Source organism: Mesorhizobium sp. WSM4840 (assembly GCF_055811755.1).
On record NZ_JBVVQD010000030.1, the window covers coordinates 57,565 to 70,987 of the forward strand.

Sequence of the window (13,423 nt, forward strand, 5' to 3'; positions counted from 1 at the left end):
CTGCCCGCAAAAAGCGTGGCAGTATCGGGTGGTGATTCGCAGCATCGGAATCCAGGACCAGCATGGACGACAGTAACGATCTTTTCGGCAGTTTGGACAAGCAGCCGCCACCGGTTCGCGCAACCGCGCGCCCGGCCGATCCGCTGGTGCAGGCGGCGAAGCGCCCGGCATCCCGCGACGGCAGCGAGAGCTACAGTGCCGCCGACATCGAGGTTCTGGAAGGGCTGGAGCCGGTGCGGCGGCGACCCGGCATGTATATCGGCGGCACCGACGACAAGGCGATGCACCATCTGTTCGCCGAGGTCATCGACAATTCGATGGACGAGGCGGTCGCCGGCCACGCAACCTTCATCGATGTCGAGCTTTCTGCCGACGGATATCTGGCGGTCACCGATAATGGCCGCGGCATTCCGGTCGATCCGCATCCGAAATTCAAGAAGCCGGCGCTCGAAGTCATCATGACGACGCTGCATTCCGGCGGCAAGTTCGACAGCAAGGTCTACGAGACCTCGGGCGGCCTGCACGGCGTCGGCGTCTCCGTCGTCAACGCGCTGTCGGACCATCTCGAGGTCGAAGTCGCGCGTGGCCGCCAGCTCTATCGCCAGCGTTTTTCGCGCGGCGTTCCGGTGACCGGCCTGGAGCAGCTCGGCGAAGTACACAACCGGCGCGGCACCAAGATCCGCTTCCATCCCGACGAGCAGATCTTCGGCAAGGGTGCGGCATTCGAGCCGGCGCGGCTCTACCGCATGACGCGCTCGAAGGCCTATCTGTTCGGCGGCGTCGAGATCCGCTGGACCTGCGATCCGTCGCTGATCAAGGAGAAGGACAAGACGCCGGCCAAGGCCGAGTTCCATTTTCCCGGTGGCCTCAAGGATTATCTGAAAGCCTCGCTCGGCGACGAATTCCAGGTCACCCGCGAAATTTTTGCCGGCAAAAGCGACAGGCAAGGCGGTCACGGTTCGCTCGAATGGGCGGTGACCTGGTTCGGCGGCGACGGGTTCCTCAATTCCTACTGCAACACCATCCCGACCGGCGAAGGCGGCACGCACGAGGCCGGCTTCCGCAACGTTTTGACGCGCGGCTTGCGCGCCTATGCCGATCTGGTCGGCAACAAGCGCGCTTCGATCGTCACGTCGGAAGACGTCATGATCTCGGCGGCGGGCATGCTGTCGGTGTTCATCCGCGAGCCGGAATTCGTCGGCCAGACCAAGGACAGGCTGGCGACGATCGAGGCGATCAGGATCGTCGAGACTGCCATCCGCGACCCCTTCGATCACTGGCTGGCCGACAATCCGCAGGAAGCCTCAAAACTGCTCGAATGGGTGATCGCACGTGCCGACGAACGGGTGCGCCGCCGCCAGGAAAAGGAAGTGTCGCGCAAGAGCGCGGTGCGCAAGCTGCGCCTGCCCGGCAAGCTCGCCGACTGCACGCAGAATGCCGCGGCCGGCGCAGAGCTCTTTATCGTCGAGGGCGATTCGGCCGGCGGCTCGGCAAAACAGGCGCGCGACCGCGCCAGCCAGGCAGTGCTGCCGCTGCGCGGCAAAATCCTCAACGTCGCCAGCGCCGGCAACGACAAGCTTGCCGGTAACCAGCAGATTTCCGACCTGATCCAGGCGCTTGGCTGTGGCACACGGTCGAAGTACCGCGATCAGGATCTGCGCTACGACCGGGTCATCATCATGACCGACGCCGACGTCGACGGCGCCCATATCGCTTCGTTGCTGATCACCTTCTTCTATCAGGAGATGCCGAGCCTGGTCCGCGGCGGCCATCTCTATCTGGCGGTGCCGCCGCTCTACTCAATCCGGCAAGGCGGCAAGGTCGCCTATGCCCGCGACGATGCGCACAAGGACGAACTGCTGCGCACCGAGTTCACCGGGCGCGGCAAGGTCGAAATCGGCCGCTTCAAGGGGCTGGGCGAAATGATGGCCGCCCAGCTTAAGGAAACCACCATGGACCCGAGAAAGCGCACGCTGCTTAGGGTCGATGTGATCGACGCCGAGGCGGCGACCAAGGATGCGGTCGACGCGCTGATGGGCACCAAGCCGGAAGCCCGCTTCCGCTTCATCCAGGAACGCGCGGAATTCGCCGAGACGGAAGTGCTGGACATCTGAAACGTCTTCTGCTCGGCGAACCGCAAACGGGCGGCCGTCACTGTTGCAAGGCAGTATGTGGCTGGCATCACCGAGCGAAGCGAGGCGGCCGACATGTCGCAGATCGCAGCCTCTCTGCGGATTATCGCCGCGATCGAGGATTTCCCGGATTTTTCGCGAAGGTCTAAGCCGCCGCGATTGCCAGCGCATGGCCGCGCGCGTTTTCGCGCAGCGCATCGAGATGGATCGATTTGACCAGCCCGGCGAGATCGCCTTCGGCGGACTGCCCACCCAATTCCTTCAGCATCAGCCAGCTGACTTCCTGGACGCCGGCGAGGCGCTTGCCATTGGCCACCTCGCGCCAGATCTTTAGCGCACGCAGAATGATCGCGTGCGTGACCGCGGCAAGGCCGGCGCTGCGGAACAGCGCCTGCAGCGCCACGTCGTGCCCGCCGGCCAGCAGCGCTCTCACCCGTTGCTCGGATTGCTGGCTGAGCGCGACCAGCGCCGAGCCGAAGAAGTCGACCTTGCCATGCGCGATGGTGCGAATGATGAAGCTTGCGGTCAGGTCGCCGCGCAGGCGCAGATGCTCGATGAGCGCCGCATGTTCTTCCTGGCGCGTGCCTTCGATCAGCGTCATGGAAGCTTTGACGCAGGCGTCGTGCATGACGCGCTCGGTTCTGGAACGGCCCATCAGCGCCACCACCAGCGGCGAACCTTTGAGCGTTTCACCAAGTTTTATCAGCAGCATATGCCGGCAATCGGCGGGCAGGCGCGCATCGGAAATCAGCGCTTCGCGCACCGAAGGCAGATGGCCATGGCGTTCGGCGATACGGCGGAAGCTGAGCGAAGCGATGTCGGCGCCGCTGTTGGCGAGAAGCGTGGCGCAGGCTTCCGGCTCGCCGATTTCGGCGATCGCCGCTGCGACCGCCATGGAGACGCGCGCACGATCGGCGATCAGTTTCTGCGTCGCCTTCTGGCCGCCGGCAACGCGGTCGATCAGATCGGCATCGGTGAGCATCGGCGAACGTGCCAGCACCAGGCTTGCAACTTCCGGTTGATCGGACGCCAGCGCGCTGATGATCTGCAGCGGCGCGTGATGGCTCATCGACAGCGCTTCTGCAATCGCCAGCCGCACTTTCGACGAGGCATCGTCGAGCAGCAGCGTCAGCGCGGCCTCCGCCGCGCAGCGATCCTCGAAAGGCAGATCGGCATTGATGTAGGCGCGAGCCAGAGCGCCTGCCGCAGCGGCGCGCTCCGAAACCCTCGCCGTGTAGATCCATTTCAGGAAATGCGAAACAACCATGCCGTCCGCTGCGCCCCTAACCCGAGTCCGTTCCCGCCCCGTGACGACCGTAGGCAGAAATGGTTTACGAACGGTTCACCATGTTTGTTAACTGGCTTGCGAGCGCGGTATGCAGCGCCTATCAACCTTTCCTTAGGGCGACATGGTCCCTTTCGGAAAGTACGCTCTAACACTTTGAATCTTCGCATCGTGCTTTCCGAAAAATCGATTCCGATTTCGGGCCGATGCGGCAGCGGAGGACATCGATCATGGCCGGGCTTTATCTGGAAGAGTTCGTCGTCGGCCATGTCTTCCGGCACACGCTGCGGAAAACCGTCACTGAAAGCGACAACATGCTGTTTTCGGTAATGACGCTGAACCCGCAACCGCTGCACATCGATTTCGACTTCGCCGCCAAAAGCGAATGGGGCAAGCCGCTGGTCAATTCGCTGTTCACGCTGGGCCTGATGATCGGCATTTCGGTGAACGACATCACCGTCGGCACCACCATCGCCAATCTCGGCATGAAGGAGACGGTGTTTCCGCATCCGGTCTTCCACGGCGACACGATCCGCGTCGAGACGACGGTGGTGTCGGTGCGCGACTCCAGGTCGAAGCCGGACCGCGGCATCGTCGAGTTCGAGCACCGCGCCTACAACCAGAACGACGTGCTCGTCGCCAAATGCACGAGGCAGGCGATGATGATGAAGAAGGCGGCCTGACCGATGCGCTCGCTGCTGTTCGTTCCCGGCGATTCCGAAAAGAAGCTGGAAAAGGCGTTTGGCGCGGGCGCCGACGTGGTCATCGTCGATCTCGAGGATTCGGTTGCGCCACAAAACAAGGCTTTGCCACGCGACATCGCCGCACGGTTCATCACCGAACACAGGCATCAAACCAGATCCGCAATCTATGTCCGCATCAACGATCTCTCGACCGGCCTGACCGATGACGACCTGGCGGCACTCGTGCCAGTGAAACCCCACGGCATCATGCTGCCGAAGTCGAACAGCGGCCAGGATGTCCAGCATCTCTCGGCCAAGCTCAGGGTGCACGAGGCCGAAAGCGGGCTGCCGGATGGTGCGATAAAAATCCTGCCGATCATCACCGAAACAGCTGCCGGCGTGCTGGCGGCTGCGACCTACGCCAACGCAAGTGCGCGGCTTGTCGGCGTGACCTGGGGTGCGGAAGATCTATCGGCAGCAATCGGTGCGCGCACGGCCCGCGACGAGAATGGCCGCTACACCGATGTGTTCCGCTTCGCCCGCACCATGACCATCCTCGCCGCGGCTGCCGCGGAAGTCGCGGCGATCGACACGGTTTTTCCGCACTTTCGCAACATGGCCGGCTTCGAGGCGGAATGCGCCGAGGCAGAGCGCGACGGCTTCACCGGCAAGATGGCGATCCATCCGGCCCAAGTGCCGGCCATCAACGCCGCCTTCACGCCGTCGGCCGAGGCGGTGAAACACTCCCTGGTGATCGTCGAGGCATTCGAGGCGGCTGGAAATCCCGGCGTCGTCGGCATCGATGGCAAGATGTACGACCGGCCGCATCTCAAGCTGGCAGAGCGACTTCTGGCGCGAGCCAGAGCGGCAGGGATTTCGGCCTAAAATTTTCCCAGCCTAATCTTTTCTCCAGCGAGGCCGGCTCATTGAAAATATCTCGCTGACGCTGGCATAGTCCATATAGCCGAGACGGCCGACATTGCCCGCCTTGACGATATCGAACATGCCGTCTTTCAGAAATGCATCGTCGATATGCACGCCGACGACTTCGCCGGCAACGACGACAGCGCCGGTCAGCGTCCCGTCCAGCGCCTTTGGCCGCAGGATCTCTGTCACCCGGCATTCAAGCGCCGCGGGCGCTGCCGCCACGCGGGGCGGCGCAACAAGGCGCGACGGCGCCATGGTGAGATCGGCATAGTCGAATTCGGTGACGCCGCGCGGCGCATCGACCGCCGTGCGGACCATTTTTTCAGCAAGATCGCGGCTGACGAGATTGGCGACGAACTCGCCTGTTTCTTCGGCGAAGGTGGCGCTGTCCTTCTCGCCTTCGGACGAAAACCACACGATGAAGGGCCGCGTCGAAAACGCATTGAAGAAGGAATAGGGGGCGAGGTTGACCTCGCCGGCCTTGTTCACCGTCGAGATCCAGCCGATCGGCCGTGGCGCCACGATCGCCTTGGACGGGTCATGCGGCAGCCCGTGACCTCTAGACGGCTCGTAGAACATTCAGCCCACCCACGGCCCCGCATAGTCGGCATAGAGCTTTGCCGGATCAGGCCGCGGCCGCTCCGGCGCCGGCCCCTGATAGGAGCCGATATGGACGAATCCGACGACCCGCTCATGCGGCGCCAGCCCCAGGATCGCCCTGCCCTCCGGCACATCGGAATACCAGTTGCTGATCATGTTGGTGCCATAGCCCAGCGCATTGGCTGATATCATCAGGTTCATCGCCGCCATGCCGCCGGACAGGAACATCTCCCATTGTGGGATTTTTGGGTTTTCCTTCGGGCTCGACACCACGCCGATCACCAGCGGCGCGCGCGAAAAGCGCGCCAGTTCCTGGTTGTAGCGGCCCTCTGGCAACGGCCCTTCGCGTTGTTCGGCAAGGCTTGCCAACTTCTTGCCGATCTCGACGCGTGCCTCGCCCCGGTAGAGGATGAAGCGCCAGGGCTCGAGCCGGCCGTGGTCCGGCACCCGCGAGGCGGCGGCAATCATCGTCGCGATGTCAGCGTCGCTAGGTGCTGGTTCCTTCAACTCCGGGATCGGCGCGGAATTTCGGGTCAGCAGAAAATCGATGATCGGCGACGCCATGGGCGCAAGTCTCCTTGGAATTTAAGCTGAAGCGCACCATCGGGCATCGGGCGGCTCGCGGCAGCGGCGCGGCGCGCCGACAAAGAGCCTCTAGCAGAAGCTGATCGGACTCTTAAGCCTTGAAATTGCCACCGCCTTGGGCTTCAACGCAAGGCATGTTTGAGGGGACATTGCGACTTTTGCTGATCTGGCTCGCTGCCGCGCTGTTGATGGTGCCGGTGTCGCTTGCCGTCGCTCAGGATGCGGACGGCCTCGGAGACCTGAAACTTCCCGGAATTTCGAGCTATGCGCCTCCGAAAAGCGATGCACCGCTGGCATCGGGGAGCAGCGGGGCGATCACGCTGTCGGCGCAATTGACTGACAAGGGCGCCGACATCACACGCGGCATCGTCTGGCGCGTCTTCAAGCCTGACCCCATCGGCGACGGCAAGCTGCCGATGGTCGCTTCCGCCCATGGCGGCAGCGCGGTGTTCCAGCTCGAGCCCGGCAGCTATCTGGTCCATGCCTCTTACGGCCGGGCCGGCGCCACCAAGCGCATCACCGTCGGCAAGGACGCCAAGCGCGAAAGCCTGGTGCTCGATGCCGGCGGACTCAAGCTCGACGCCGTGCTGTCGGGCGGGGTGCGCATACCGCCGAAGAAATTGCGCTTTTCGATCTATGAAGGCCAAGCCGAAGCCAATCACGATCGCGCCCTGATCATACCCGACGTCGAGCCGAACAGCGTCGTGCGGCTGAACGCGGGCGTCTATCACGTCGTCTCGACCTATGGCTCGGTGAATGCGGTCATCCGCTCCGACATCCGCGTCGAGGCCGGCAAGCTGACCGAAGCGGCCGTCGAGCACCGTGCGGCGGAGATGACCATGAAGCTGGTACGCGAGTCGGGTGGAGAGGCGATTGCCGACACCTCCTGGTCGTTGCTCAACGAATCCGGTGATCCCATCAAGGAAACCGTCGGCGCCTTTGCTTCGATGGTGCTTGCCGAGGGCGACTACACCATCATCGCCAAGAACCGCGACCGGATCTACCAGAAGGATTTTACCGTCGTGGCCGGGCAGAACAAGGAAATCGAGGTTTTGGCCACGGAGGCTTCGGCGATGGATCCTGAGGAAGGCGCGGACTAACCGTCCGGACACTGCCCTGTAGATTCGGGTCCAGCAGCCTATGATTTGTCGATCAGGCCGCCTTGCGTATGCGTCGCGGCAGGAATTGGCCGCGGCCGCGCGCCTCGGCCGGCGCCAGATCGAAAACGCCACGATGGAGGCGGTCGAGCAAAGCCTTGCGGTCGCGCAGCGGCTCCAGTTCGTCCCATCCCAACACGTCGCCGATGCGCACGTCGATCGATTTGCCCGACAGCCGCGCGAATTCGTGGATGAGTAGGGAAATGCGCAGCGTCAGCGAAGCCCTACCGACTAACTTCGCCACACGCCCGTCGCGCTCGGCCATGTTCATCGGTCCGCTGACCAGGTGGAACAGCCGGCCGTTCTGGCCGGAAAAGTGCATTGGGACAACCGATGCCTTGGCATCCTGGACGAGACGGGCCGGAAACATCTTCCACGGCAGATCACGCGCCCGGCCAAAACCTTTCGGCGCGGTGGCGACGCCGCCCGCGGGGAAGATGACGATGATGACGCCCTCTTTCAGCAGCCGCACCGCCTCATGGCGCACCGCCATGTTGTTCCTGAGCGCGTCCTTGGTCTCGGAAAAGTCGATCGGCACCGAATAGGGCTCCATCTCGCGGATCTTGAGCAGATCCTTGTGGATCATCACACGGAACGGGCGCTGAAGCTGCTCGGCCAGCGAGAGCACCGCAATGCCGTCGCCGATCCCAAACGGATGGTTGGCGACGATCACCAGCGGCGTGTCAGGCAATTTTCCCGGCGGCCATTGGCCGGTGGTCCGCACCTCGACATCGATCAGCTCCAGCATGCGGCTGAACACGCGCTCGCCGGTCGGCACCACATGGCGCCGCCAAAAGTCATAGAGGGCCGCGAAGCGGTCGCGACCGGACAGGCCTTCGATGGAGTGGATGAACCAGCGCGTCAATGCCGGCTGATGCGGGCTGGCATAGGAAAGCTCGGGAAACGGTCTTTCGCGCAACTTCAGCTTGAGCATGAGGGCTCGTTACAAGGCTGGCGTGACAAGCATGTGAAATGGCAGGCATGTGAAATAGCGGCATGTGAAAATGGCGGTGGATCGCTCCACCGCCATTCCGTCGACAAATCCGGCTGAACTCAGGCCGCTCGTTTGCGCCTGCGGTCGGGCGTTACCGCCTCTTCGGCCAGCATTGCCACCGCCTTGCCAAGACCAAGCGACTCCTGGTCGCGCGAGCCGAGCCGGCGGATGTTGACCGTCTCTTCCTCCGCCTCGCGCTTGCCGCAGACGAGGATGACCGGAACCTTGGCCAGCGAGTGCTCGCGGACCTTGTAGTTGATCTTCTCGTTGCGAAGATCGGTCTCCGCCAACAGTCCGGCTGCCTTCAGTTGCGCGACGACCTTTTGCGAGTAATCGTCGGCATCGGAGGTGATCGTTGCAACCACCACTTGCAGCGGTGCGAACCACAGCGGGAAATGGCCGGAATAATTCTCGATCAGGATACCGAGGAAGCGCTCCATCGACCCGCAGATGGCGCGATGCACCATCACCGGCTGCTTCTTTTCCGAATCGGAACCGATGTAGAAGGCGCCGAACCGTTCCGGCAGGTTGAAGTCGACCTGCGTGGTGCCGCATTGCCAGTCGCGGCCGATGGCGTCCTTCAGCACATATTCGAACTTCGGCCCGTAGAACGTGCCCTCGCCCGGATTGACGCCCGTCTTGATCCGGTTGCCCGACCGCGCCGCGATCTTGTCGAGCACGTCCTGCAGCACGCCCTCGGCATGATCCCACATCGCGTCGGTGCCGACCCGTTTTTCGGGGCGGGTCGCCAGCTTGACGGTGATTTCGTCGAAGCCGAAGTCGGCATAGGTCGACAGGATCAGGTCGTTGATCTTGATGCACTCGTCGGCGAGCTGTTCCTCGGTGCAGAAGATGTGAGCATCGTCCTGGGTAAAGCCGCGCACGCGCATCAACCCATGCAGCGCGCCGGACGGCTCATAGCGATGCACATTGCCGAATTCCGCAAGTTTTACCGGCAGATCGCGGTAGGACTTCAGCCCGTGCTTGAAGATCTGGACGTGGCCGGGGCAGTTCATCGGCTTCAGCGCAAACATCCGGTCGTCGTCGGTGTCGTCGCCGGCAACCGTCACCTTGAACATATTGTCCCGGTACCAGCCCCAGTGGCCTGACGTCTCCCACAGGCTCTTGTCGAGCACTTGCGGCGCGTTGACTTCCTGATAACCCTGCTCGTCGAGGCGGCGGCGCATGTAGTTGACCAGGTTCTGGAACATTCTCCAGCCCTTGGCATGCCAAAAGACGACGCCCGGCCCCTCCTCTTGGAAATGGAACAGGTCCATCTCGCGGCCGAGCTTCCGGTGATCGCGCTTTTCGGCTTCCTCCAGCATCATCTGGTAGGCATCGAGCTGCGCCTGGTCAGCCCAGGCCGTGCCGTAGATGCGGGTCAGCATCGGGTTGTTGCTGTCGCCGCGCCAATAGGCGCCGGCCACCTTCATCAGCTTGAAGGCGCTTCCGATCTGCCCGGTCGAGACCATATGCGGGCCGCGGCAGAGGTCGAACCAATCGCCCTGCGCGTAGATCTTGAGGTCCTGATTTTCGGGGATGGCTTCGATCAGTTCCAGCTTGTAGCGCTCGCCCTTCTCGGCAAAGATTTTTTTCGCCTTCTCGCGCGACCACACCTCTTTGGTGAACGGCTTGTTGCGCGCGATGATCTCGCGCATCTTTTTCTCGATCACCGGGAAATCGTCGGGCGTGAACGGCTCGTTGCGGGCAAAATCATAGTAGAACCCGTTCTCGATCACCGGGCCGATGGTCACCTGTGTACCCGGCCACAATTCCTGCACGGCTTCGGCCAGCACGTGTGCTGCGTCGTGGCGGATGAGCTCCAGCGCGCGCGGGTCTTCGCGGGTGATGATCTCGACCTTGCCGGACTTGCCGAGCGGATCGGAAAGATCGCGCACCACGCCATCGATCGAGTAGGCGACCGCCTTCTTGGCCAGCGACTTGGAGATCGATTCTGCCAGGCCGGCGCCGGTCATCGCCGCGTCGTAGTCGCGGACGGAGCCATCGGGAAATGTCAGGGAAACGGAATTCAGCATAAAATTCTCCTATCCAATCCCGCAAACGAGCGCGGGTGGTGAATTGCACGTCGCCCAAGAGTGTGCAGCGGTTTTGGGGCTACGACATGCACAAGGTAAACGCCGGATGTGCGTCCGGCGGCAGTCTTTTATGGGCAGATTCCCGTGCCGTAAAGGCGAATGGCCGATCACTTGCTCTTGTTGATGAGATTCGGCAGGTCTTTCAGGAATATCGCCCGCGTCTGAGGACCCTTGGGCGTGTCGGAACGTTTCGTATCGATTACCAGGCGGGCAAAGACGATATTGCGCGTATCCTTGTTGGCCCAGCCGACAAACCAGCCAAGCCAGCGCTTGTCGGCGCTGTCGCCAAGCCTGGTGGTCCCGGTCTTGCCCTGCACGGTCCAGCCACCTGCCTGGAAGGTCGGCAAGATCGCCTCGGTCATCGCATAGGCCTTATCCGAAACCGGCAGTTTGCGGGCGAGCAAGCGGCGCAAGAAATCGACCTGTTCAACCGGCGATATCTCAAGGGAAGAATTCACTCAGGACCGGGTGAGGCCATCATTCTTGCCGGAAGTGCCGCAAACATCGGTGTTGCTGTAGTCGAATTTCGAGACGTAGCCGGCAAACCGTTCGCTGCCGAGGCGGCGGGTGATTTCCCCCGAAAACCACAGCACCGAGTCCTTTTCCCAGATCGTCGGATCGACGGTTTTCTGGTCCCGCTTAACCGCCTTGAACTCGGGCTTGTAGTCCCACGCCGGCGTGTGCGCGTCGCCCAGGATTCCCGCGTCATAGCCGATCAGGGCCAATGGGACCTTGAACGTCGAGGCGGGACTGAAGCGCTGGTCACAAATCCCTTGCCGATGCAGCGTTTCGCCGCTCGCAGCATCCAGGATCAGCGTGCATTCGACGTCCTTCAGTGGCGCGGATTGAGCGCGGATCGGAAAACCAAACAGCCAGGCCAGAAGGTAGATAACCAAGGCGAAAACGAATGGGCGGCGGTCGATCTGGCGCATTGGGGCAATCTCTCCTGAGCATGTCAGGAGCGGCTTAGCGAGGCGTCATGTCTCGATTTTGTCTTAAATGCGCAACGTGCGGTTAACCCTAGCAAATCGTAAAGATCTGCCCGATGCAGAGCTCTCCTTTCCGCATCAGCTTTCAGGGTCACTGCGCTTTTTTCCAATCCGCCAATACCGCCAGGGCGTGAACCAGACATAGCGCTCGGTCAGCACCTCCGGCACGCGGTCAATGCCATGCGTTCCGCCCGGCCCGCAGCGCAGCACCCGGAAAAACCCCATCCAGCCGCCCGCCCATAATCCATGGCGGGCGATCGCTTCGTGCGCGTATTCGGAGCAGGTCGGCAGATGCCGGCAGGAATTGCCGACAAAGCCGGACAGCGTCAGCTGATAAAAACGCACGAGCGACGTGCCGAGGATTCGGCCGGGCGTCTTGCGCCACGGGCCGGGCCAGTTGCGTGTGTATCGCGGCCTCTGATGCGTGTGATCCGTCGCCATTTGACGGCTACGCCGCCTGTTCGGCGCGCTTCTTCTCGATCTGGCCGATCGCGTCGACCACCGCATCGAAGGTCAGCATGGTCGAGGCATGGCGCGCCTTATAGTCGCGCACCGGTTCGAGATACCTGAGGTCGGCGAAGCGGCCACCCGGCGGCGCGCCGTTTTCCTTCAGCATCTTCAGCATCGTCTCGCGAACGCTGCGCAATTCATCCGCGCTGGCGCCGACGACATGTTGCGCCATGATCGAGGACGACGCCTGGCCAAGCGCGCAGGCTTTGACGTCATGGGCGAAATCGGTGACGACGCCGTCATCCATCTTCAGATCGACGGTCACGGTCGAGCCGCACAGCTTGGAATGCGCGCGCGCGGTTGCATCAGGATGGTCGAGCCGGCCGATCCGCGCGATATTCCCGGCAAATCCCAGAATTTTCGCATTGTAGACGTCGTCGATCATATTTTTCCAATCCGTCGCCGCCAAGCGAACAGCGATTGCCGCTGACGGTCTTCCTTTCGCTCGGCACGATCATATATAATGCTGGTACTCGGGTATGGACAAGGCAACCAACAACCTCGTCTTTGCTCAAATCACTTCACGCCGCTTACGGGCTGGAAACAGGGCACGTTTCTAACACCCGAAAGGTCGTGGTCCGTTCAACTCGTTCCTCCTGAGAGGGGAACTACGGGAGACGCCTTTATGGATGCCGTCATCAAGAAATTCATGCCCCCTTCCGCCTATATGGAAAAGCCGGTCACCGATCGGCCGACCGAAGCCGAAGCCGAGGCCGCGGTTCGCACGCTGTTACGCTGGACCGGCGACAATCCGGACCGGGAGGGCCTGGTCGATACGCCAAAGCGTGTGGTGAAGGCCTATCGCGAAATGTTCGGCGGCTACGACAAGTGCCCGGCCGAGGAACTCGGCCGCACTTTCGAGGAAGTCGCCGGCTATGACGACCTTGTCCTCGTCAAGGATATAACATTCCATTCGCACTGCGAGCACCACATGGTGCCGATCATCGGGAAGGCGCATGTCGGCTATCTGCCGGATGGCAAGGTTGTCGGCCTGTCCAAGATCGCGCGCGTCGTCGATATCTTCGCCCAGCGCCTGCAGACCCAGGAAGCCATGACCGCACAGATCGCCGGCGTCATCCAGGACGTGCTCAATCCGCGCGGCGTCGCCGTCATGCTCGAAGCCGAGCATATGTGCATGGCCATGCGCGGCATCCGCAAGGAAGGCTCGACGACGCTGACCTCGACCTTCACCGGCGTGTTCAAGGACACGCCCGAGGAACAAGTCCGTTTTGTTACCATGGTGCGCGGCGGCAGGGGCTGAACGACCGTCGCCGGTCGCTAGCCATGCCCCCGAGAAGTGGGAACCGGTTCTCGGATAGGATCATGGCCAAACAACAAGACAGGGCCTCGGGCCCAAAGCAAAAAAAAGGGTATTGGGGGGGCCGGAAAAAAAGCCCGGGGGGGGGGGGGGGGGTTTTAAAAAAAAAAAAAAAAAAAAAAAAGGGAGGTATAAAAAAAACGGGTT

At 62.2% G+C, this 13,423-nt stretch carries 12 protein-coding genes and 1 pseudogene; 5 read left to right on the forward strand and 8 right to left on the reverse strand.

Annotated elements, in window-relative coordinates; all coding sequences use genetic code 11:
• Positions 1-62 precede the first annotated feature (62 nt).
• Positions 63-2,114, forward strand: a complete 2,052-nt coding sequence (parE, locus tag AC0L3I_RS29420) for a DNA topoisomerase IV subunit B (RefSeq protein ID WP_473529215.1) — start codon at positions 63-65, stop codon at positions 2,112-2,114.
• A 163-nt stretch (positions 2,115-2,277) separates the two neighbouring features.
• On the opposite strand, the gene AC0L3I_RS29425 is transcribed toward parE, so the two are convergent.
• The gene (locus tag AC0L3I_RS29425) at positions 2,278-3,399 is read right to left on the reverse strand and encodes a DUF2336 domain-containing protein (RefSeq protein WP_473529216.1); all 1,122 of its coding nucleotides are present in this window, start codon (positions 3,397-3,399) and stop codon (positions 2,278-2,280) included.
• A 224-nt stretch (positions 3,400-3,623) separates the two neighbouring features.
• Here AC0L3I_RS29425 and AC0L3I_RS29430 point away from each other — a divergent pair, with 224 nt between their 5' ends.
• Positions 3,624-4,100 (forward strand): MaoC family dehydratase, encoded by a 477-nt coding sequence (locus AC0L3I_RS29430; RefSeq protein WP_473487241.1) that lies wholly within the window; start codon positions 3,624-3,626, stop codon positions 4,098-4,100.
• Positions 4,101-4,103: 3 nt separating this feature from the next.
• Positions 4,104-4,985 carry an HpcH/HpaI aldolase/citrate lyase family protein gene (locus AC0L3I_RS29435; protein ID WP_473529217.1) on the forward strand — a complete coding sequence of 294 codons (882 nt, stop codon included), beginning with the start codon at positions 4,104-4,106 and terminating at the stop codon, positions 4,983-4,985.
• Positions 4,986-4,997: 12 nt separating this feature from the next.
• On the opposite strand, the gene AC0L3I_RS29440 is transcribed toward AC0L3I_RS29435, so the two are convergent.
• Complete coding sequence (locus tag AC0L3I_RS29440) at positions 4,998-5,606, reverse strand: flavin reductase family protein (RefSeq protein ID WP_473529218.1); 609 nt, start codon at positions 5,604-5,606, stop codon at positions 4,998-5,000.
• Positions 5,607-6,191: a nitroreductase family protein gene (locus AC0L3I_RS29445; protein WP_292185691.1), complete on the reverse strand. Its 585-nt coding sequence runs from the start codon at positions 6,189-6,191 to the stop codon at positions 5,607-5,609. It lies immediately after the preceding gene.
• Between the two features lie 155 nt (positions 6,192-6,346).
• Between AC0L3I_RS29445 and AC0L3I_RS29450 the strand changes: the two genes are divergently transcribed.
• Entirely contained in the window at positions 6,347-7,312 is a 966-nt protein-coding gene (locus tag AC0L3I_RS29450; RefSeq protein ID WP_473487239.1) for a hypothetical protein, read from the forward strand.
• A gap of 52 nt (positions 7,313-7,364) precedes the next feature.
• Here AC0L3I_RS29450 and AC0L3I_RS29455 read toward each other — a convergent pair whose 3' ends face one another.
• From AC0L3I_RS29455 to AC0L3I_RS29475, 5 genes and pseudogenes are all read right to left on the reverse strand, one after another.
• On the reverse strand, positions 7,365-8,303 hold the full coding sequence (locus AC0L3I_RS29455) for a lysophospholipid acyltransferase family protein (protein WP_473529219.1): 939 nt from the start codon (positions 8,301-8,303) through the stop codon (positions 7,365-7,367).
• Positions 8,304-8,422: 119 nt separating this feature from the next.
• Positions 8,423-10,399: a threonine--tRNA ligase gene (thrS, locus tag AC0L3I_RS29460; protein ID WP_473487237.1), complete on the reverse strand. Its 1,977-nt coding sequence runs from the start codon at positions 10,397-10,399 to the stop codon at positions 8,423-8,425.
• Between the two features lie 167 nt (positions 10,400-10,566).
• A pseudogene (gene blaOXA, locus AC0L3I_RS29465) lies at positions 10,567-11,391 on the reverse strand (class D beta-lactamase).
• A gap of 135 nt (positions 11,392-11,526) precedes the next feature.
• Complete coding sequence (gene yidD / locus AC0L3I_RS29470; protein WP_473487236.1) at positions 11,527-11,889, reverse strand: membrane protein insertion efficiency factor YidD; 363 nt, start codon at positions 11,887-11,889, stop codon at positions 11,527-11,529.
• A 7-nt stretch (positions 11,890-11,896) separates the two neighbouring features.
• Positions 11,897-12,343, reverse strand: coding sequence for an iron-sulfur cluster assembly scaffold protein (locus AC0L3I_RS29475; protein ID WP_473487235.1), 447 nt, complete (start codon positions 12,341-12,343; stop codon positions 11,897-11,899).
• A gap of 240 nt (positions 12,344-12,583) precedes the next feature.
• Here AC0L3I_RS29475 and folE point away from each other — a divergent pair, with 240 nt between their 5' ends.
• Positions 12,584-13,219: a GTP cyclohydrolase I FolE gene (gene folE, locus AC0L3I_RS29480; protein WP_023801043.1), complete on the forward strand. Its 636-nt coding sequence runs from the start codon at positions 12,584-12,586 to the stop codon at positions 13,217-13,219.
• Positions 13,220-13,423 lie beyond the last annotated feature (204 nt).

Coding starts and splice junctions, on each gene's coding strand:
- parE (WP_473529215.1), top strand. CDS start 63: ATGGACGACAGTAACGATCTTTTCGGCAGTTTGGACAAGCAGCCGCCA.
- AC0L3I_RS29425 (WP_473529216.1), bottom strand. CDS start 3,399: ATGGTTGTTTCGCATTTCCTGAAATGGATCTACACGGCGAGGGTTTCG.
- AC0L3I_RS29430 (WP_473487241.1), top strand. CDS start 3,624: ATGCGGCAGCGGAGGACATCGATCATGGCCGGGCTTTATCTGGAAGAG.
- AC0L3I_RS29435 (WP_473529217.1), top strand. CDS start 4,104: ATGCGCTCGCTGCTGTTCGTTCCCGGCGATTCCGAAAAGAAGCTGGAA.
- AC0L3I_RS29440 (WP_473529218.1), bottom strand. CDS start 5,606: ATGTTCTACGAGCCGTCTAGAGGTCACGGGCTGCCGCATGACCCGTCC.
- AC0L3I_RS29445 (WP_292185691.1), bottom strand. CDS start 6,191: ATGGCGTCGCCGATCATCGATTTTCTGCTGACCCGAAATTCCGCGCCG.
- AC0L3I_RS29450 (WP_473487239.1), top strand. CDS start 6,347: ATGTTTGAGGGGACATTGCGACTTTTGCTGATCTGGCTCGCTGCCGCG.
- AC0L3I_RS29455 (WP_473529219.1), bottom strand. CDS start 8,303: ATGCTCAAGCTGAAGTTGCGCGAAAGACCGTTTCCCGAGCTTTCCTAT.
- thrS (WP_473487237.1), bottom strand. CDS start 10,399: ATGCTGAATTCCGTTTCCCTGACATTTCCCGATGGCTCCGTCCGCGAC.
- yidD (WP_473487236.1), bottom strand. CDS start 11,889: ATGGCGACGGATCACACGCATCAGAGGCCGCGATACACACGCAACTGG.
- AC0L3I_RS29475 (WP_473487235.1), bottom strand. CDS start 12,343: ATGATCGACGACGTCTACAATGCGAAAATTCTGGGATTTGCCGGGAAT.
- folE (WP_023801043.1), top strand. CDS start 12,584: ATGGATGCCGTCATCAAGAAATTCATGCCCCCTTCCGCCTATATGGAA.